Consider the following 20779-nt stretch of genomic DNA (forward strand, 5'->3'; position numbering starts at 1 on the left):
CTGGAGATAATGGTAATTACTATATGAGTTATGAATATTTCAAACTGCTGGCGATGGAAGCAGAGGAAATAAGCCCGACTCCGCTTAACTAAATTTATCTGTCAATGAGGCCGCTTCCCGGCCTCATTATTAAATCCGGCATTGATTCGCATGGCATGACATCAGACGTTATGCTCCGACTTAAATCAGCCATCTCTCCGTTCGATCAACGTATTTTATACCCGAATTCTTTCAGTAAATCCGCAAACCGTTTGCCTTCTTCCGTGTAATTTTCAAAGAAATAAACACGCAGATAATTATGCAGGATATATTCATAAGGAGATTTCAATAACACAGACAGGATTAATTCGATTCGTTCCCTGTCTCCGGAATTATTCAACTCACAGCGTTGAAACAGGATAGCGGCCAATATCTCAGCCTTGCACGCCTTGCGGATGGCATCGCCTTCTTGATAACTTTGCACACATTGATGCAAGGCACGGTCTTTGTTCCATTCCCGCCAGCGATGAAAATAATTCAGTGCAAGAGTCTTGTAATAAGCAATGGCTTGCGCGTCATGACTGGTTTGCATCAAAACCAGAAAAAAAAGCGCCGGTATGGAAGCCTCCACATTCGCCCACGAGCAATTGCCGCTGATCTGGGCTTCCACTTTCAATTCCGTTATGGGTTCAAGGCCCAAAATTGCATCCAGATCTTCATTCACGAACGCGCTGCTCTGCTTCTTGTATATCAGCTTTTTTATGAATTCAGGCGTCACGTTTTCCTTATTGTGTATACGGTAAAACATGACATTATCGTATAAGCGGCTGTCTTCACGACGATCGCATTTTACCCAGATATTCCCGCGCTTGATGAAGGTAATGGCGTGACCTTCATATCCCACCGGGATTAAAACAGGCTCCTGGCGGATATAGGTATCAATTTGTGGCATATGTTTTTTAATATCGACCCGATACTGCTGATACTTGATCAATTGTGTGGCCCGCCTCATCACTTCAACAATAAACTGAGACAAGCCTGCATATCTGCGCAGCTGCCTGGCTGCGAAATGATTTTGAAATTGCGCCAGCGATTCTGAAATCAAGCCTATGGTCACTTCCAGGTAAAATCCCTCAAAATCAACGTCCACAAACTGGTTTTGCGGGTCAACTATGTCCGCCGTACCGACCAGTTCATACATATGGCCTAACAACTTGGTGTTTATATAGTCTTGAGCGAATATAACGTCAGCTCCGGCGCTGACAAGCAAATGTCTGAGATCGGATTGCTGTCTGAGAATAGGCATGACCAGAACAGGCTGTCCTGAAAAATTATAGGCGTTAGGATTGGCACGATGAGTCAATAGCAATTTACATAATGACTGATTGTTGTTTTCAACCGCCCATTGCAGCGCTGTTCCGCCAGTGACATCCTGTTTGTTTGGGTCCGCGCCCTGCTTTAGAAGTAATGTGCTGATTTCCTCATTATCCACAATCGCGGCTTCGATCAGCGGTGTGAATCCGTACTCATCAATCTGATTGACATCTTCACCGTATCGCAGCATTCGGCGAACAATGTCAATGTCTTCTTGTAGGATCGCATCAGCCAAGGACAGCATAATAAGGATTAATAACCTGGACCATGGGGTTTAGGATTGAATGCAGGTGCCGGCTGATAACCCAACCGGTATTTCAGCTCATTCAGCAGTTCATCGCGTTTGTCCTGATTGGTTTCAGCGAGGTTTTCCGTCGGCAATGCATTCACTTGTCTGTCAATACCGCTAAATTGTGCTTTATTGGCGAGGATAGGATTGGCCTTGTATTGCGCGTTCAATCCTGATGCCATCAAGCCTTCCCGGAAAGCCTTGAGAGGGACTTTCCCATTTTTCAAATCCTTATATTGGTCTCGTTTCTCTTTTTGTTGTTTGACTTTCGCTTCATGCAAGTCTTTATGTGTGGAAAGTAACCGTTTCTGTTCTTCAAAAGGCAGTAAGTCATCACGTAAATTTGCCCCTGTAGCGAGAAAGTCGTGAAACTCGATTTGCCCGCTTTGCCCGCCGCTGCTCCCGGTGCCTTCATCATCTCCTGAGGCGTTGATGTCCCGGTACTTGTCATGCTTTTTATTTGATGACATTCACTCTCCCGCTTCAAGCTGATAGTCAACCTGATATTTTAATTATAGCAACGCATACAGGCAGCCCATAGCCATTTTGGGCAAAACCATGCCCGGACAAGGTTATCACGGCATTAATCTGCTGGCGCGCCATAACACAGGTATAGATATCAGCTGTGCTGCCAGGGAAAATATCACTACTGATGTAATTGATATTTCATATAAAATTCCTATAATCACGCTGCCCAGAAACCAGAATAGGCCAAAACAGGCGTTAAAAATCCCGTAGCCTGATCCGCGCTTTTCCCTGGAAACCAAATCAGCAACGATTGCTCTCATCAGTGACCCTTGCGCACCCAATCCTGCGCCCCAGATCATGGTCCCTAGAATTGCGGTTTTTGCATTCCCCAAAAACACCAGCGGAACAAACAGGCTGGTCACGCCTACCACCCCTATCAGGATAATAAATCCAAATTTATCATATAAATATCCTAGCAGAGGAGACAAGAAAATGTTGCCGCCCAAAGCCAGGGCATAGATGGCAGGGATCCATAAAGACGGCATCAGCCGGGATTGCTCGTAATGATAAGCGATCAGAGCAAAATCAGCATAGCCCATCGCGACTAAAGATGCGCCAGCTGTATAAATCCAGAAGGCTTTATTCGCTCGCAGCACGGGAAATTGCAGTGATTCAGTCGGCACTTCCAGACTCCGCGGGTTGGGAAATACCGCTCGGCAAATAAACAATGCAGAAAGCGCAGCCAGCGCAGGATAAAGCAAAATCACAAATGCAGAGGCATAACCATTTTGCCGGTACAAGGCCAGTGTCACGAGTAAAGGACCCGCCATAGCGCCGGCTTGATCCAGTGCTTGATGGATTCCAAAACCCCAGCCTACGCCCATACGCCGCGAGGCATGCGACAGCATGGCATCACGGGCGGGAACGCGTATTCCCTTGCCTGCGCGTTCCAGAATAATCAGAAAACCCGCGGTCCACCACTGCCCTGCCCATGCAAGCAGGGGCACGGCAGCCAGGTTGATCACATAGCCTGTTATCGCAACCGGCCAGTAGCGGCCTGTTTTGTCGGAAAAAAAGCCGGAAAAGAGCCTGAAACCATATCCGATAAACTCACCCAGACCGGCAATAAAACCCACCATCACAGCGTTTGCGCCTAATGTGCCCAGGTACGGGCCGGTGATGCTGCGCGCACCCTCGTAAGTCATGTCAGCAAATAGACTCACGATCCCCATCAGGAGTACAAATTTCACCGCGTTCTTTCGTGCTTTATCAGCCTGTGGCATGCGATAACTTAAGACATGACCTTATCCAATTCATTTTGTAATTCAGGCAGTATTTTGAATAAGTCGCCCACCAATCCATAATCTGCCACCTGAAAGATAGGCGCTTCAGGATCATTGTTGATAGCGACAATGATTTTACTGTCTTTCATTCCCGCTAGATGCTGAATGGCGCCGGATATTCCCACCGCTATATAAAGGTCTGGCGCCACAACCTTGCCAGTTTGACCTACCTGATAATCATTGGGAGCAAACCCTGCGTCTACAGCCGCGCGTGAAGCGCCAACCGCCGCGCCCAATCTATCCGCGATGGTTTCAAGCATATGAAAATTTTCCGCGCTTTTTAATCCGCGGCCTCCGGAAATAATAACACGCGCCGCGGTAAGATCCGGGCGTTTTGACTGTGTGAGGGATTGACTTTGAAACCGGGAGATAGCATTCGGTATGACTTGTGTCAGGGCTTGCAATTCAGCAGCTGGCTGCCGGGCTTCGTGCACAGCCTGAAAAGCTGTTATGCGAATGGTGAGCATTTTAATTGTATCGAGTAACTTTACAGTCGCAATAGCATTGCCGGCATAAGTGGGCCGCTCAAATGTATCCGGCGTGATAATTTTTGTGACATCGCTCACCACCGCCACATCCAGCAAGGCCGCAGCGCGCGGCAAAAGATTTTTCCCGAAGGTGGTGGCTCCGGTTAATATGTAATCATACTGTTTGCCAACTTCCGCAATAAGCGCAGCGCTATTTTCAGCCAGTTGATGCTCGTATACCTCATTATCAGCCACCAGCACGCGCCTGACCGACGGCAGCAAGCATGCTTGCTCAGCCGCCTTTGCGCAGTTACTGCCTATCAAAAGTATATCCGCTTCACCATCTAACTGTGTCGCGGCGCCTACAGCATGGTGCGTCGCAAGTTTCAGACTCTGATGATCATGTTCAGCAACAATCAAGATTTTTTTCATCATATCACCTGTGCTTCGTGTTTTAAGCGGTTGACGAGATCCGCGGCGCTTTCCAGACGCACGCCGGAGCGGCGTTTTTCAGGTGCGGCAACATGCAGGGTTTGCATGCGCGGCGCGAGATCCATGTTAAAGCTTTCGGCTGGTATCACAACAAGCGGCTTGCGCTTAGCTTGCACGATATTCGGCAAGGATATATATCTTGGTTCATTCAAACGTAAATCCGTGGTAATCACGGCAGGCAGATCAAGAAACAGCGTTTCAAGGCCGCCGTCGATTTCACGTGTGACGCTCACACCCTGATCGTGAAATTCCAGCCTGGATGCGAAAGTTCCTTGCGGCCAGTTCAGCAGCGCAGCCAGCATTTGACCGACCTGATTATTATCGGTATCGATGGCCTGCTTTCCCAGTATGACTAATCGCGGGGATTCCTGCAGGGTAACAGACTTTAAAATCTTGGCCGCCGCCAGCGGCTGCACTTCCTGATCTGTTTTGACAAGCATCGCGCGATCTGCGCCCATTGCAAGCGCTGTGCGCAAGGTTTCCTGGCAGGCATCACCGCCTATGGATATCACAAGAATTTCGCTGGCAAGACCTTTTTCCTTCAATCTGACCGCTTCTTCAACGGCAATTTCATCAAAAGGATTCATGGACATTTTAACGTTGGCGGTTTCAACGCCTGATCCATCTGATTTAATACGAATGGCGGCTTTGTAATCGATGACTCTTTTAATTGCAACGAGAATTTTCATTTGCTCACTCCCCCTGGTCCCAATAATCGGCAAATGTTATCACCCTCGACTGCGGACTGGAATAATTAAATACCGTGTATGATAATGCATGTGAATTCAAGAAATTCCCTTCTTCCCGGGAACATCATCTATAACACTTACATTTGATAAGGATAAAGTTCGTGGAAATGAAAAATTGTGCAGCCATTGTTACAGGCGGAGCTTCGGGGATGGGCGCTGCAACGGCCAGACTGCTGAGCCGCCAAGGGGTTAAAGTCGCGCTTTTCGATTTAAACAAGGACGCGGCCGAGAAAATTGCCGCTGAAATCCAGGGCATCGCGGTTTATTGCGACGTAACCCGTCAAGACAGCGTCGCCGCTGCCGTTACAGAAGCACAAAGCCGTCATGGCGCGGCCCGCATATGCATTAACTGCGCCGGAATCGTCCATGGAAGAAGAATGGTCAATCAGCAAGGCCCCATGCCGCTGGATGAATTTCGAAAAGTCATAGAAATCAATCTGGTCGGTTCTTACAACGTCATGAGCCAGGCCGCCGCTGCCATGATGCCCTTATCCCCGATTGGCGACTCCGAAGAACGCGGCGTCATTATTAACACAGCGTCCGTTGCCGCATTTGAAGGCCAGATAGGCCAGACCGCTTATAGTGCCTCAAAAGGCGGTATTGTAAGCCTGACACTGCCCGCTGCCCGAGAACTCGCGCAATTTGGAATCCGCGTCAATACCATTTCTCCAGGCCTCGTTGATACACCCATGTTCGCTAAAATTTCCCCCGAAGCGCGCGCTTCGCTGGCCGCCATGGTACCTTTTCCCAAACGCCTCGCGAAGCCCGAAGAATACGCCATGCTGGCCATGCAGATTATTGAAAACCCCATGTTGAACGGAGAAGTGATCCGCCTGGACGGCGCCCTGCGCATGCAGCCCAAGTAATGATTACAGAGCGGGTGCGAAAACAGCCTGAAAACATGTCATTGGTACTCCATGCGGACTATGGTCTGGTGATTAACACGCAGCACAGCACCCGTTTAAGCTTCCTGAGCCAGAGACATCAGGGGGAGTTTGCCTGTCTGTACATATGATATCCATTATGAAGTTGCCATATCCAACCTTATTTATTATTTTTGATCAAATTATATGCGATCATTATTGCATTAAAGCTATATAGAGGCAAATCCATTTCCGGACACAACTGCAATGACAACAACATAAACATCCGGTTCATTTCGATATATAATGGCGGTGCATATTAAGCGGGAGCAGCAAGCATGTTCAAAAGAGTATTTTTATTTATTGCCACCAACATCCTTGTGATAGGCACTATTTCTATCCTCGTCAGCGCATTGGGTCTGCATTCCTACCTAACCTCGCGTGGCATTGATTATACAAAGCTGGCTCTATTCTGCGGAATATGGGGAATGGGCGGCGCGTTTATCTCACTATTCATGTCCAAGTTCATTGCCAAGACAGCCATGGGCGTTGTCATCATCAATCCCAATAATGCAACGCGGGAAGAGCATTACCTGCTGGAAATCATTTACAGTCTCGCCAACAAGGCTGGATTGAAAACCATGCCTGAAGTCGGCATTTATCACTCTCCGGAGTTGAATGCGTTCGCAACCGGGCCGACAAGAAATAACGCACTGGTTGCGGTATCATCAGGCTTGTTATCCAGCATGAACCGGGATGAGGTGGAAGCTGTTTTGGGGCACGAAATTTCCCATATCGCGAATGGCGACATGGTCACCATGACGCTCATACAAGGCGTAGTGAATGCATTTGCGCTCTTTCTATCCCGTATCATCGCTTACGTCATCTCGATCACCATGGCTCGCGGTGATGATAAGGAAGGTGATATTTCTTACATGGCCTACAGTGTATTAACCTTAGTATTTGATATCTTGTTCACACTGCTGGGATCCATTTTAGTCGCCGCGTTTTCCCGCTGGCGCGAATATCGTGCCGACGCAGGGGGATCAAAACTCGCCGGACGCAACAAAATGATTGCGGCACTCATGCGCCTGCAAACCGCTTCCGGTATTGAGGATGACCGCGCGCCCGTGCTGGCTGCTTTGAAAATTTCACGCCAGTCAGGCTGGCTGGATATTTTCTCCACTCATCCGCCGCTAGAAAAGCGTATTGCCCGCCTGCAAGAAGCAAGATAACCGCCAAAAATCACGGGGGCAGAATAAGGCAGGGATTGATATGGCTTTGGTAAAACGAATCAAACAACTCTTACTGGGTAATCCGCTCAATCCTTTTAATCCGCATATATTACGGCATGTTTCTCTCATAGCCTTTCTGGCCTGGGTTGGATTAGGCGCTGACGGATTGTCTTCTTCCTGTTACGGACCGGAAGAAGCCTACATGGCGCTAGGCCCGCACACACATTTCGCGCTCTATATCGCCATTGCGACCGCCGTAACCGTTTTCGTGATTTCATTGGGATATAACCAGGTCATTGAGTTATTTCCCAGCGGAGGCGGCGGTTACAAGGTTGCATCACAGCTGCTAGGCCCGCATATCGGCCTGATCTCAGGTGCAGCGCTAATCGTTGATTATGTCCTGACAATCGCTGTCTCAACCGCAAGCGCCATGGATGCTTTTTTCAGCGTACTTCCTGCGTATTGGCATCCCTACAAGCTGCTCTCCGAAGTCGGTCTCATCTTTGTCCTGTTGCTGCTCAACATGCGCGGCATGAAGGAATCGATCAAATTTCTCTTGCCTATTTTCCTGGGATTTTTTGTTATCCATGTTTACCTGATCCTTTACGGCATTTTTGCGCATCACAAAGGTCTATTGGCCATTGTCCCAAACACATTGAACGAAACAAAAAACGCCATTGCAACCGTGGGATGGGTACCCGTCCTGGCACTCATATTCCACGCTTATTCGCTCGGGAGCGGCACATACACAGGACTTGAAGCAGTCTCAAATAATGTCAATCGCTTGCGTGAACCGCGCGTCGCCACTGGCAAGTGGACAATGTTTTATATGGCAGTATCATTGAGTATGACAGCAGCCGGTATGATTCTGCTGTTTCTTCTGTGGGAACCACAACCGCAGGCAGGTCAGACACTGAACGCCGTTGTGTTTCACTCAATCCTGGGTGATTCACAAACGGGAAGATTCGTTTTGTTGCTGACGTTGCTGCTTGAAGCCGGCCTTCTGTTTGTCGCAGCGAACACAGGATTTCTGGCGGGCCCCAGTGTTCTTGCCAACATGGCGATAGACGGCTGGATGCCTAACCGCTTTCGCCATCTTTCTACCCGATTAGTCATTCAGAATGGTTTATTTATTTTTGGCATTTTTGCCATTGCGATTTTACTCTGGTGCAATGGGAAAGTATCACTCCTGGTCGTGCTATACAGTATTAATGTATTCATTACCTTTTCACTTTCACTATTTGGCATGTGTGTTTATTGGGCAAGAAAGCGCAAATCCGCTTCTTCAACCTGGTTTTGGCGCCTTTTATTTTCTTTCCTCGCTTTTGCAATCACCAGCACCATTCTTTGCATCACGCTCATTACCAAATTCCAGTCCGGCGGCTGGCTGACCGTCGTCATCACTTGCACCGTCATTTTCATCTGCTTGCTGATCAAGCGGCATTATAAAAGATTCAGCAAAAAACTTGCTCAGATTGATATTCAACTCAAACAGCCGATAGTTCATCCTCTCAATCCTGTTCCCATCGATCCTCATCAGCCCACCGCCGTCATCCTGGTAGGCAAGAGTACTGGCGTCGCCATGCATACGCTTTTGAACGTTATTCGAATGTTTCCCCGCCATTTTAAAAATTTCGTATTTATCAGCGCAGGGATCGTGGATGTGGAAAGTTTCGCAGGCCAGAGTTCGCTGGAAAATATGCGCACTGAAGTCAATGAAAATCTCCAGTATTTTGTGGATTATTGCCATCAATATGGAATTGCCGCTGAAGCTTTTGCCTCCTTTGGCACTGACACCGTAGAGGAACTAACCACTCTCGCTGTACGAGTCAGCAAGAAATATTCCAATTGCATTTTTTTCTCAAGCAAATTGATATTCGAACATGATAATTTCATCATCAGGCTTTTACATAATGAAACGCCTTTGACCGTACAACGCAATCTTCATCTGGAAGGCAAAGAATTAGTGATATTGCCTATGAAAATTTAGCACTCATCCGGGGATGGTTTACAATATCATCACATCAAAACGTGTACAAACAGAATTCTTGAAGCAAACCGTTAGTCATTGTGACGCACTGACCATATCAGATAACTAATTATTTTGAGGCGGTTGGCCCATGGCAGGCGGTTGGCCCATGGCAGGCGGTTGGCCCATGGCAGGCGGTTGGCCCATGGCAGGCGGTTGGCCCATGGCAGGCGGTTGGCCCATGGCAGGCGGTTGGCCCATGGCAGGCGGTTGGCCCATGGCAGGCGGTTGGCCCATGGCAGGCGGTTGGCCCATGGCAGGCGGTTGGCCCATGGCAGGCGGTTGGCCCATGGCAGGCGGTTGGCCCATGGCAGGTGGTTGGCCCATGGCAGGTGGTTGGCCCATGGCAGGTGGTTGGCCCATGGCAGGTGGTTGGCCCATGGCAGGTGGTTGGCCCATGGCAGGTGGTTGGCCCATGGCAGGTGGTTGGCCCATGGCAGGTGGTTGGCCCATGGCAGGTGGTATAAGCATTTGTTCATTCACCACCTTACCATTCATCTTTACTACCTGGTCATTGATTAAAATCTGACTGGTATATTCATTATTTTCCTTCGTTAAAAATCCTTGCTCAACCCAGTAATCAATCAACTTTTGAACTTGTTCAGCTTTTGTCATTTTTGGTTTCGATTGCGCGGTCTGCGTAGCTGCCGTAACACTGGAATTCAAGGACATTGTTTGATAAGTCTGGATGAGAAGAGTCGCGGTCTCAGGGGACACCATTTCATTGACTTGTTTCGCAAATGCATCTACTGAAGCATGCTGGTCCGCCAGCTCCAGGATTTGCAGAGAGTTAGCTAATGATATTTTGCCTTCCTGCAATAAATTTGCTGTCTGCTGCTGCAAGGGCGTGGCATTAATGTTTTTATCATTATCCTTAGGCGAAGTAACGCCATCACTATCCTTCGCCATTGAAATTTCCAACTTGTCCATTGATTGCAGAACGAGCATTTTCAGCAAGGCTTCGCCGATACGAAGATTGGCATCAACTTTGGAATGGATGAGCACATCTCCAAAAGAGGTTGGCGCAACAGCAGAAGGCTGATTTGTCATTTTCGACTTGATAGAAAAAAGTCCCAGCGGAGAATTAAAATCCATGTCAAATGTCAAACTGCTTGTCGGCGTAATCATGCGCACCGGAATATTCATTGACGATTTTGCCCCGCCCTGATCAACAGACATTTGTAATTTCATATATTTCTCTGATTCGACGATCCCCTTCGCATCCAGATTATTAATGGACAGATGAATGGCCAGAGGTGCAACGCTGGCCATCACGCTGCTTGGCAAAGTCACTTCTTTGGCAGACAGATCGACCGTACCTTGATATAAATTATTTTTGTCAACGCCTCTTGAGGTAATCAGAACAAAGTTATTAAGCGCGGCTGTCCTTCCATCTTGCCATTTAGCCATTATACTGGGAACGCTCATGTTATTATCGGCATTCCATAATCCAAGAGCATGGCGAGTACTTGACTGTTTGAAAGAAATAGGCTGACTGGTTAGTTGTGGAACCATAGGGTTGTTTCCATCAGGCTGAAAAGACAACGCACCAACGCTTCCCTCAACCTTCATCGCCATAATCTGACCGTTTCTTATATCAAATTGCGATTGGCTGCTAGAGTCCTGAATAGTCAGGTTGCCTACATCCGGAATGGATAAAGCTGGGACTTTCGTCACTTGCGTCCAAACATTATCGAAGGTCACGATTGATGTTGTTTCAAAGAATGCCTGTCCTGATTCTTTCTTGAAAAAGTCGGTTTGAATCTTTAGAGGTAAAAAAACCTGGCTGGTCAACGCCGCAAATGCCGTCACATATTTCTGTTTGATTGAATCATACAAAATAGGGCCATGGGTAATGTCATCATCAATGGTAAATCCTTCCGGAAATGCAGAATTCAAATCTTTATCGGTAAATAACAAACTGATTCTTGCGCGAGAATACAGCCACCCCAAGCGATACTCCCGCACTTCTATTTTGAACATGCCATTATTGTCACTGGAGTTCTGGTTTACCGCAGCAATAACATCGAGATAATTCTTTTTGAAGAGGTAGCCGTAAATAAACGGTGTGGTGACAATAGCAAGACCAAGGATAATCAGGATAATCAGTAGGCTGATACTCTTTCGCATGGGCATATTCCTTGCGTTTATCAGACTGCAATAAAGTTATTATAACATCAAGATGTGCAGGCTGCGGGCTAAACAATCACAGATTGGTATTGGCAAAAATCTGATTTTTTATTTATCATAGCAATGCTTTGTCAGTTAATTATATAATAACCATTTGATTTATAATCGGTATTTAAATAGCATCATGCGCATACTCATTGTTGAAGACGAAAATAAAACTGCCGCCTATCTCAATAAAGGCTTAAGCGAAAGCGGATTTATTGTAGACATTGCGAACAACGGAGAAGATGGCCTGTACCTCGCTACCCATCATCACTATGACCTCATTGTCTTGGACATCATGCTGCCCAAACTGGATGGGTGGTCCATTCTGGTCGAGATCCGCCGCAAGATACCTGACGCGCGAGTTTTACTTTTGACCGCACGTGATGACGTTGAAGACAAAGTTAAAGGTCTGGAGCTGGGAGCAGATGACTACCTAGTCAAACCATTTGCCTTTTCTGAGCTGCTGGCGCGTATCCGCTCCTTATTGCGAAGAGGGACTGCACAGACATCCGATAGCCTGAGCATTGCAGATCTGTCAATTGACATTATCAAGCACAAAGCTACGCGAGGCCCCCATCGACTGAATTTGACACCAAAAGAATTTGCCTTGCTGATTTTGCTCGCACAAAGGACGGGCGAGGTTTTGTCTAGGACTCTCATCGCTGAATCCGTATGGGACATCAATTTTGACAGCGACACCAACGTTGTTGATGTCGCGATACGCAGGTTGCGGCAAAAAGTGGACGATCCCTTTGACAAGAAGCTGATTCACACCGTTAGAGGAATGGGGTATGTTCTTGAAGAACGTTAAACCCTATATCAGGAAGAAGATCTCGATCAGAACCAGATTGACATTATTTTACAGCCTGGCTGCGTTTATTATCATGACAGTCATTACTCTGTTTCTTTACTGGGAGTCTGTCAATGTCCTGTATAAGGCCGACTACCAGTTCCTGGCCGACGAAGCTGAATCCATTCAGCATATTTTGCAGAACAACAAGCTGAACAGCAATGCTCTTGCTCAAGCCGTGATTGATGTCCCGGCCCATCATGGTAATTCCATCTATCGACATTATGTGCGTATTCTGGATGAGAATAATAATACCATCATCGAAACACCCGGGAGTCCGAAAATTCCCCTTGTTGACCCCGCGCGCAATCCACCTTCGGCGCATCACTTCAAGAAATCATATCGCTGGTACAATACTCATGACACCAGCTATTTATTAGTCCAGACGCCAGTGACCCTGCCTAAGGGCAAATCCGGAATTATGCTGATTACCCTGGACATCTCCTACCAGCATGCCGTGATAAGCGACAGGAAGTTCCTGATTATCGCCTTGCTAATCAGCACATTATGTTCGCTTTGCCTGGGATTTCTTGCCGCTCAAAGGGGAATGCGCAGCTTGTATACTCTCACTGACACCGTTAAAAAGATCACCGTCACATCCCTGAACCAGCGCACTGACCCGAAATCGCTGCCTAAGGAACTTAGTGCGCTGGGTGTTGCGTTCAACCAAATGCTGGACCGAATTGAATCCTCCTTCGACCGCCTGAAACAATTTTCTTCCGACCTCGCTCATGAACTCAGGATACCTATTAATAATTTGATCGGAGAAACAGAAATCACTCTCTCACGCGCGCACTCCCCGGAAGAATATCAGCAAGTATTGATGTCTAATCTTGAAGAATACCATCGAATATCACAGCTGATTGAAAATATATTGTTTTTGTCACGCGCTGAAAACCCTCAGATGGAAATCCAGAAAACCTCTATTTATGTTCAAGATGAAATTTCCATTGTCTGTGAATACTATGAAGCAATGGCTGATGAAAAGAATATCAGCGTCACCTGCCAAGGCAAAGCTGCGTTGCGGGCCAATTCCATCATGTTTCGCCGCATGATCAGCAATTTATTATCCAACGCTCTCAAATATACTCCCGATAACGGATGGATACGGTTTACGATCACCTCTCAGGATAACCGGGTCAAGATTATCCTGAGTGATAATGGCATTGGAATTTCTCAGGAACACTTGCCAAAATTATTTGATCGCTTTTACCGGGTTGATTCCGCAAGATCACAGCTGTCAGGCGGCATCGGCCTCGGTTTAGCCATTGTCAAATCCATAGTCGACCTTCACCAGGGAGTGATCTCCATTTCCAGCATGCCTGATCAGGGCACAGTGATACAATTGGTCTTTCCGGCGTAGTGACACCCGCTCTTTCAATCTGAATAACAAAGGCTTATCCAGCATAAAAGATCCCATAAAATATTTAGGATATACTATAATTATAGAAATCAGCGAGGAGACAGACACATGGCAGTCATTACTTTGAATGGATCTCCCATGCACACAATTGGCAGCCTGCCTGAAATAGGCAGCCAAGCTCCTGATTTTATTTTAACCAAATCTGATTTAAGTGAAGTCGAGTTAAAAAATTATCGGGGGAAAGTTCTCGTAATTAATATTTTCCCCAGCTTGGATACCCCAACTTGCGCGACAGCCATGCGTCGTTTTAATGACATTGCCTCTCAAAACAGCCAGGCTGTGGTATTCTGTGTTTCCGAAGACTTGCCGTTCGCCCAAAAGCGATTTTGCTCATCTCAAGGACTCAGCAATGTCATCACTGTATCAGCCTTTCGCCATCCCGAGTTTGGCAATGATTATGGAGTCATGATCATAGACGGTCCCTTGACCGGCATTCTTTCCAGGGCTGTCATTGTGATCGATGAACAGGGAAAAGTTGTTTATACCGAACAGGTAAAGGAACTCAGTAACGAACCCGATTACAAATTAATATTGTCAAAATTGCAAAACAAAGCATCCGCATGAATAACGATGCCCTTGATAAACAGATAGAGAGCTTTTTTAATTCAGAGGCCTATGGTGTGGCCGGCGCGTCAAATCACCGGGAAAAATATGGCAATAAGGTTTTGCGAGTTTATCTTCAACGTAAAAAAAAGGTTTATCCGGTCAATCCGCGCGAAAAAATCATTGAAGGGGTGCCCTGTGTGCCCGATGTCTTCAGTCTCCCCGATGAAGTCAAAAGCCTGTCCATTATCACTCCTCCGCCTGTCACTGAAATAATCGTGATTCAAGCCATTCAAAAAGGCATTAGAAATATCTGGATGCAGCCGGGCGCGGAAAGCATTTCCGCCATTCAGTTATGTCAGTCACGGAATGTTAATATCATCTCGGGAGGTCCTTGCATACTGGTCGTTTTGGGATTTCATGAGGATTGACGCCTCGGTATGATTCAAGAAAGTTGCTCCGGTAAAAGCCCGCTAGAGGAAATGCCGGGATGGACGAAGACAGCCAATCGGAAACAGCGTTTAGAAAAATCTTCTCACAACCACTTCGGGCTGCGGATTCGGATCCGCTGATTCCACAATTCTTCTTTCCCCAGAGTCTTCAATTCTTACGCACACATATCCATTTTCCAGCACCGCATTACGCTCAGCATCCACGCCGTAAGCAGAATGCTTAAGCGGCAGCAGTTTTTCACCTTCTTCAAGACCCAATACTTTCCTCATGTGGAGCTTGTCGTTATCAGACACCGTATCCAGTTCTAGTAAAGTATTAACCATGCGAACGAATGCCTGATCATCTTCAGGCTTGAGCTTCATCCTCATGTCAGTCAAGCCCTTAGGCGTCGCAGAAAACGGATACGTCACAACTGTGGCAGTCGCATCTCCCACTGAATCACCAATTCTTCCCAATACCCATGCAAATAGATTAGCGGTGGCGGCATTGACAATGCCTTCCGTGACCAGTCTTCCCAATCCTGACATGAGCAATGCTCCAGCCGCGCCAAAAATTGCCGAACCCACGGGTCCGGCTGCAAAAAAACCGCCTATGCTCAAACCGCCAATGATAGTGTTTTTAGCTGCCTGAATGGCCACCGGTCCGGCAGCATACTGCACAAAATAACTCGTGCCGGTTGAGATAGCGTATCGCGTATTGGAAGGCGCCTTTTTTGCCGCTTCAAGCTCAACCAGATAACTTTCGATTCTAGCCTGGAACTTCTTGATTTGCTCACTCAGGACTGCTGTATCCAGTTTTTGATTTTTTGTGTCTGCACATACTTGTTTCAGAATTGCGGCATAATGTTCAGGATTATCACTAACAGACACAAGATGCGCTGATAACGAACGCAGCCATTTTATTTTGTCATCAATTGTGATTTTTTTCATGCTTTCCTGGTTGAGTGCTTGCAGACATTCCCGAAAAAGCGCGCTGCGAGTGGGCGAAAACACCTTGTATTCATTTTCAATCCGCAAAAGTGCGACTAACACCGCACCCACACAAGCATGCCACGATATCGCACTGGGATCGGTTCCATGGTAACTTTGCAGAATAAACTTGATAAAATTGACAGTTTCAAGCCGTTTTGGATTTTTGGGATTTGAGCTGTTCGCAGAGTATTCATCTTCCAGTTTTTTCAGATTCTTCAACAACGCATTCAATAGCGGAACACCATGTACCAGGTTATAAAGATTATCTGAATTCTTTTTCAATACCGGTTCCAGAGACTTATGAATCTGTTCACTCAGCACAGCTTTTGTGGGCCAGACAAGGGTCTTGCGATTATCTGTTAATTTTTTATGCTGCTTTAATTCCTGTAAAGCAGAGTCGGGATAGACCTTGTCTATATATTTATAAAATTCATTCAGATAAAACAGGCGCTCCTCGTAACTCAGTTTATTGTCTTTTTTGTTTATGTGTAATTTTTCTTTGATCAAAGTGTACAGCTCGCTCCCGGATGACCAAATCCATCCAACATTTTTTTTGGGAGAAGCACCGTGATATTCATCATACTTGATATACGCCATTTCAAATACTAGCGCGCCTATTAATATGTTTATGATATTTTCAGGGAGATGCGTCCCTTTTGCTGTTTGTTCCACCAATTGATCATAAAGGGCGATAAAGGAAAGACGATGGGGATTTGTTCCCTGATAGGATTTTTTGAGATGCTCTGCTATCGCGCGTAAGTCCTTGAGGCAAGGTGCTTTATAAGACATAGAGATCATCCTGATTCAATCGGCTAATTTAATGAGTCTAACGCAGGTTAAGTTAAGGAATACTTAAGACTGCAGCCAGACAACCTATTTTTGCTCCCCGGCTAACGATCAAAATGAGAGAGTCCGTTAATCAATCCGGCACAGGCATTAAAAAATGCGGGCTTTGAAGTCGCTCAGAACAGTTTGGTTAAAATTAAAGCAATCTGAAAAATATCTGCCCCTAAAAATGGTTTAGGATTCACGTACAATTCAGCTAGAATACACACCATTCCATTACTTTGAATAGGATGATCACTATGCTGCAAAAGGATCCTGTTGTCATCGTCAGTATCGCAAGAACACCTTTGGGGAATCTCTTGGGTGAATTAAAGGATTTCTCGGCGAATGAACTGGGCGCCCATGTCATCAAGGCGGTCATTGACCGGGCAAACCTTAAGCCAGCAGATATTCATGAAGTAATCATGGGCTGCGTCCTGCCAGCAGGTCAAGGCCAGGCTCCTGCCAGGCAGGCAGCCATCAAGGCGGGTGTCCCCAACAGTACCCCCTGCACTACGGTAAATAAGGTCTGCGGTTCAGGAATGAAGTCTATCATGTTTGCGCATGACATGATTCTTGTTGGTTCAAATGATGTCATCGTCGCCGGCGGCATGGAAAGCATGACTAATGCACCCTACATGATGCTCAAAGGCAGACAAGGATATCGACTGGGGCATGCTCAGTTGATGGACCACATGATGCTGGACGGCCTTGAGGATGCTTATGATAAGGGCCAGGCCATGGGTGTTTTCGCCGAGCAAACTGTCAAGAAATATGGCTTCACCCGCAAACAGCAAGATGAGTATGCGCTAAGTTCATTCGAGCGCGCCCAATACACCACGCGTGAAAACGGCTTCGCGTCCGAGATCGCGCCGCTAACGCTTCGCACCAAGCAAGGCGAGCAAGTAATTGAAAAAGACGAACACCCTTTCAGTGTTAATCCGGAAAAAATTCCCAATCTGTCACCCGCCTTCAGCAAAGAGGGAACTGTGACCGCCGGGAATTCCAGTTCAATAGCTGATGGAGCGGCAGCGGTAGTGTTAATGCGCTTATCCGAAGCTGAAAAACGCGGGATCAAACCCGTTGCGAAAATCCTGGCGCATTCATCACATGCAAAAACTCCTGGAGAGTTCACGACAGCCCCGGTAGACGCCATCCGCAAGCTGATGGAAAAACTCAACTGGACCATCAATGACGTGGACTTGTTTGAAATCAACGAAGCTTTTGCCGTCGTAACATTGGCGGCCATGCATGATTTAAAAATACCTCGTGAAAAAGTCAACGTACACGGCGGCGCGGTCGCTCTTGGCCACCCCATCGGCGCAAGCGGTGCGAGAATTGTGGTTACATTGCTCGCAGCCCTGCAGCAGAATGGATTAAAGCGCGGCATCGCCTCATTGTGTATTGGCGGCGGTGAAGCGACCGCAATGGCATTTGAATTGATCTGACTCAAGACCATATGTTTCAGGACACAAAGTAATGATTACTCGCGAAACCATGGATTTTGATGTTGTGATTGTTGGAGCCGGACCAGCTGGATTATCCGCAGGAATCCGTCTTGCACAACTGGGTGAACAACATCACCATCCACTTAATATTTGTATCATTGACAAAGGTGAAACCATAGGCGCCCATATTCTCTCCGGAGCTGTTCTGGAACCAAGAGCCCTGGATGAACTAATACCCGGCTGGCGCGACAAAAACCCTCCGCTGCACACGCCGGTTTCACATGATCAGTTTCTTTTCCTGACGAAAAACAGAACCTGGCGCCTGCCAACGCCGCCGCAAATGCAAAATCACGGCAACTCTATCATCAGTCTCGGACTGCTTTGCCGTTGGCTGGCCGAGCATGCAGAAAACCTGGGCGTCAATGTATTTCCTGGTTTTGCTGCAACAGAAGTCATTTACGATGGTAACCGGGTATGCGGCGTAGTCACGGGAGATAAAGGACTGGACCGACAAGGCCAGCCCAAACCCACTTACCAGCCAGGCATTGAATTGCGCGCGAGACAAGTCATATTTGCCGAAGGCTGCCGGGGTTCACTGACACAGACATTGTTTAACCGTTATGATTTGCGAAAAAACTCCGATCCACAGACATACGGACTTGGCATCAAGGAATTATGGGAAATCCCCGAAGGTCTGCATCAAAGCGGGCAAGTCATACATTCCGTGGGCTGGCCGCTTGATACAAGAACCTACGGCGGATCTTTCGCCTATCATTTTGGCAAAAATTTGCTGGCGGTTGGCTTTGTGATTGGGCTGGATTATGAAAATCCCTATCTGAATCCTTACGAAGAGTTTCAGCGCTTCAAGACGCATCCCTGCATGCGTCCCCTGCTTGAAGCTGGTAACCGTATAGCCTATGGCGCCCGCACCCTCATTGAAGGCGGACTGCAATCCATTCCCAAGCTGACTTTTCCAGGCGGACTCATTGTTGGCGATGCCGCCGGGTTTTTGAATGTCGCAAAAATCAAGGGCATTCATAACGCAATGAAATCAGCCATGGTGGCTGCGGAAAGTTTATATCCCATGCTGCTGAATACCACTGAGCAAGAGTGTACCGCGTATCCTGATAACCTCAAAAAGAGCTGGCTGTGGGATGATTTGTATAAGGTACGCAATATTCGTCCTTCATTTCGCTGGGGTCTTTTGCCTGCACTCACCTACTCCGCCCTGGACACTTACTTGTTCCGTGGGCGGGCACCGTGGACATTTCGTCACAAAATCCCTGATAACCAGTCGCTCAAAAAAGCTTCTCTCTGCAAAAAACCGGATTATCCAAAACACGACAACAAGGTCACCTTTGATTTACCCGCATCGGTATTTCTTGCCAATGTTTCCTACGATGAAAACCAGCCTTATCATTTGAAACTGAAGGACCGGCATGGCATTCCCGTCACAGTTAATCTGCGTGAATATGCCTCGCCCGAAACACGCTATTGTCCTGCCGGTGTCTATGAAATACTTTATAATGACAAAAATGAGCCCCGTTTGCAGATTAACGGCGGCAACTGCATTCATTGCAAGGCTTGCGATATTAAAGACCCCACACAAAATATTGTCTGGACACCTTCCGAAGGGGGAAGCGGACCGAATTATGAAATGATGTGATCCGGCTCCCATCAATATTTATATTTCCAACGCTCTTCAGCTCCAGGCTGAGGATCGGGATTGCCTGTACTGGCGACTGATATTGAAAAAAAGGAGCAAAAAGCACTGAAACAGGAATATGTTTTTGGATTTTCCGAGGCAAACCTGTCCTCCTTCTGAGGCAGTGTCGGCAGCATTTTTGTCATAAATTCAATCGGCGTTCCGTCTGTTTCCGGATGATAGTAATCAATAGGAATTTCCGCAGGAATAAGATTCAGGGCATCGCATTCAAGAGACTGATACTGACTCGCTCCGCCTACCAGAATTACACTATCCGCACGCATAAATTCGGCCTGCCCTGCGGTTTGTACACCGTGGCGATGCGTTAATACCTTAAAAGTCACGATCTGGCCATCGACTATTATCTGCCTGGCCGCATTGGTATTCAATTGAGCCATAAAAGCGTGCAGATTTGCATGGGAACCTATCAAAATACAAGTAATCATAAAGTATCGCCTTCCTTGTCGTCCAGCTAAGTGGTGATTGAAAAACCCGCAATTTATCATGAAACAATTAAGGAACTATTAACCTGGGAAAGAGCCAAGCCAGCTCCTGGAACAACATGCTCTGAAATTCGTTTTTCACTCCCTGTTCACCGCACCTTGCTTTCATCCGGGGTTCAAAATCAATCAGGCATGTGGTACTATATCGGCGAAAAATATAAGAACGATTATTAACGAGGAGGTATCTCATGCCGTCCATGAAATCTTTTTTCATTCTGTTCATCGCCGTCCTGCTGAGCACAAATACCCAGGCCGCGGTCTTTTATCGGCATATACCCTTTACTATCTCTCTAAACGACGCCGATACTGTCATTGTTAATTACGACTTCAAGGACAAATCCGGCATCAATTGTACTTCCAGTCAGTCATCCTCCCGCATTGACTTTTATTACAAGGGATACTTCAAATCACTGCGCCTTCCCCTCTCTCTTGTGAATGACCATGTACCTGAAAAGAAACATGAAGCACTCGCTGACAGGCAGGGACAATTCAGTATATCTCCTGATAAATCCGGTATGGCAGAAGAGCAGCATGTCATCCGTTGTGATTACCTTGGACAAGACTGATTTCCTTTCGGAATATTCAAATATCTTTT

Annotated in this window: 18 protein-coding genes; 10 read left to right on the forward strand and 8 right to left on the reverse strand. The window is 47.0% G+C overall.

All coding sequences use genetic code 11. The features are described 5' to 3' along the window. Nucleotides 1-205 precede the first annotated feature (205 nt). The 5 genes from ankH to AQULUS_RS12855 all read right to left on the reverse strand — a co-directional run bounded on the left by ankH (nt 206) and on the right by AQULUS_RS12855 (nt 5101). Nucleotides 206-1597 (reverse strand): Dot/Icm T4SS effector AnkH/LegA3, encoded by a 1392-nt coding sequence (gene ankH, locus AQULUS_RS12835; RefSeq protein ID WP_148340730.1) that lies wholly within the window; start codon nt 1595-1597, stop codon nt 206-208. Between the two features lie 8 nt (nt 1598-1605). After that, on the reverse strand, nt 1606-2112 hold the full coding sequence (locus AQULUS_RS12840) for a hypothetical protein (RefSeq protein WP_148340732.1): 507 nt from the start codon (nt 2110-2112) through the stop codon (nt 1606-1608). Between the two features lie 105 nt (nt 2113-2217). Next, a complete protein-coding gene (locus tag AQULUS_RS12845) occupies nt 2218-3360 on the reverse strand; it encodes an MFS transporter (protein ID WP_232051929.1) in 1143 nt (380 codons plus the stop codon). Between the two features lie 41 nt (nt 3361-3401). Then, nucleotides 3402-4355, reverse strand: a complete 954-nt coding sequence (locus tag AQULUS_RS12850) for an electron transfer flavoprotein subunit alpha/FixB family protein (RefSeq protein ID WP_269472880.1) — start codon at nt 4353-4355, stop codon at nt 3402-3404. Next, nucleotides 4352-5101: an electron transfer flavoprotein subunit beta/FixA family protein gene (locus tag AQULUS_RS12855; RefSeq protein WP_148340736.1), complete on the reverse strand. Its 750-nt coding sequence runs from the start codon at nt 5099-5101 to the stop codon at nt 4352-4354. Before AQULUS_RS12855 ends, AQULUS_RS12850 begins: the two co-directional genes overlap by 4 nt. 161 nt (nt 5102-5262) lie before the next feature. On the opposite strand from AQULUS_RS12855, the gene AQULUS_RS12860 reads away from it, so the two are divergent. The 3 genes from AQULUS_RS12860 (at nt 5263) to AQULUS_RS12870 (ending at nt 9249) form a co-directional block, all read left to right on the forward strand. Beyond that, on the forward strand, nt 5263-6027 hold the full coding sequence (locus AQULUS_RS12860; RefSeq protein ID WP_148340738.1) for an SDR family NAD(P)-dependent oxidoreductase: 765 nt from the start codon (nt 5263-5265) through the stop codon (nt 6025-6027). Between the two features lie 335 nt (nt 6028-6362). Continuing rightward, complete coding sequence (htpX, locus tag AQULUS_RS12865) at nt 6363-7259, forward strand: protease HtpX (protein ID WP_148340740.1); 897 nt, start codon at nt 6363-6365, stop codon at nt 7257-7259. Nucleotides 7260-7299: 40 nt separating this feature from the next. Then, a complete protein-coding gene (locus AQULUS_RS12870; RefSeq protein ID WP_148340742.1) occupies nt 7300-9249 on the forward strand; it encodes an APC family permease in 1950 nt (649 codons plus the stop codon). 105 nt (nt 9250-9354) lie between these two features. Here the strand turns inward: AQULUS_RS12870 and AQULUS_RS12875 are convergent, their stop codons facing one another. Continuing rightward, nucleotides 9355-11418, reverse strand: a complete 2064-nt coding sequence (locus AQULUS_RS12875) for a DUF945 family protein (protein ID WP_172622890.1) — start codon at nt 11416-11418, stop codon at nt 9355-9357. Nucleotides 11419-11602: 184 nt separating this feature from the next. Between AQULUS_RS12875 and AQULUS_RS12880 the strand changes: the two genes are divergently transcribed. The 4 genes from AQULUS_RS12880 (at nt 11603) to AQULUS_RS12895 (ending at nt 14710) form a co-directional block, all read left to right on the forward strand. After that, entirely contained in the window at nt 11603-12274 is a 672-nt protein-coding gene (locus AQULUS_RS12880) for a heavy metal response regulator transcription factor (protein ID WP_148340746.1), read from the forward strand. Continuing rightward, on the forward strand, nt 12255-13676 hold the full coding sequence (locus tag AQULUS_RS12885) for a heavy metal sensor histidine kinase (RefSeq protein WP_148340748.1): 1422 nt from the start codon (nt 12255-12257) through the stop codon (nt 13674-13676). Before AQULUS_RS12880 ends, AQULUS_RS12885 begins: the two co-directional genes overlap by 20 nt. Before the next feature lie 108 nt (nt 13677-13784). After that, nucleotides 13785-14300, forward strand: a complete 516-nt coding sequence (gene tpx / locus AQULUS_RS12890; RefSeq protein WP_148340750.1) for a thiol peroxidase — start codon at nt 13785-13787, stop codon at nt 14298-14300. Beyond that, nucleotides 14297-14710, forward strand: a complete 414-nt coding sequence (locus tag AQULUS_RS12895) for a CoA-binding protein (RefSeq protein WP_148340752.1) — start codon at nt 14297-14299, stop codon at nt 14708-14710. The genes tpx and AQULUS_RS12895 overlap by 4 nt, the downstream gene beginning before the upstream one ends. A gap of 90 nt (nt 14711-14800) precedes the next feature. Here AQULUS_RS12895 and AQULUS_RS12900 read toward each other — a convergent pair whose 3' ends face one another. After that, nucleotides 14801-16492: a hypothetical protein gene (locus AQULUS_RS12900; protein WP_148340754.1), complete on the reverse strand. Its 1692-nt coding sequence runs from the start codon at nt 16490-16492 to the stop codon at nt 14801-14803. A gap of 299 nt (nt 16493-16791) precedes the next feature. Between AQULUS_RS12900 and AQULUS_RS12905 the strand changes: the two genes are divergently transcribed. Then, nucleotides 16792-17976, forward strand: a complete 1185-nt coding sequence (locus AQULUS_RS12905) for an acetyl-CoA C-acyltransferase (protein WP_197737372.1) — start codon at nt 16792-16794, stop codon at nt 17974-17976. A gap of 31 nt (nt 17977-18007) precedes the next feature. After that, nucleotides 18008-19642 carry an electron transfer flavoprotein-ubiquinone oxidoreductase gene (locus AQULUS_RS12910; protein ID WP_148340758.1) on the forward strand — a complete coding sequence of 545 codons (1635 nt, stop codon included), beginning with the start codon at nt 18008-18010 and terminating at the stop codon, nt 19640-19642. An 11-nt stretch (nt 19643-19653) separates the two neighbouring features. Here the strand turns inward: AQULUS_RS12910 and AQULUS_RS12915 are convergent, their stop codons facing one another. Further along, nucleotides 19654-20127, reverse strand: a complete 474-nt coding sequence (locus AQULUS_RS12915; RefSeq protein WP_148340760.1) for a hypothetical protein — start codon at nt 20125-20127, stop codon at nt 19654-19656. Nucleotides 20128-20372: 245 nt separating this feature from the next. Between AQULUS_RS12915 and AQULUS_RS12920 the strand changes: the two genes are divergently transcribed. Next, nucleotides 20373-20750 (forward strand): hypothetical protein, encoded by a 378-nt coding sequence (locus AQULUS_RS12920; protein WP_148340762.1) that lies wholly within the window; start codon nt 20373-20375, stop codon nt 20748-20750. The last annotated feature ends 29 nt before the right edge of the window (nt 20751-20779 follow it).

The sequence above is a fragment of the Aquicella siphonis genome, assembly GCF_902459485.1.
Taxonomy (GTDB): Bacteria; Pseudomonadota; Gammaproteobacteria; order DSM-16500; family DSM-16500; genus Aquicella; species Aquicella siphonis.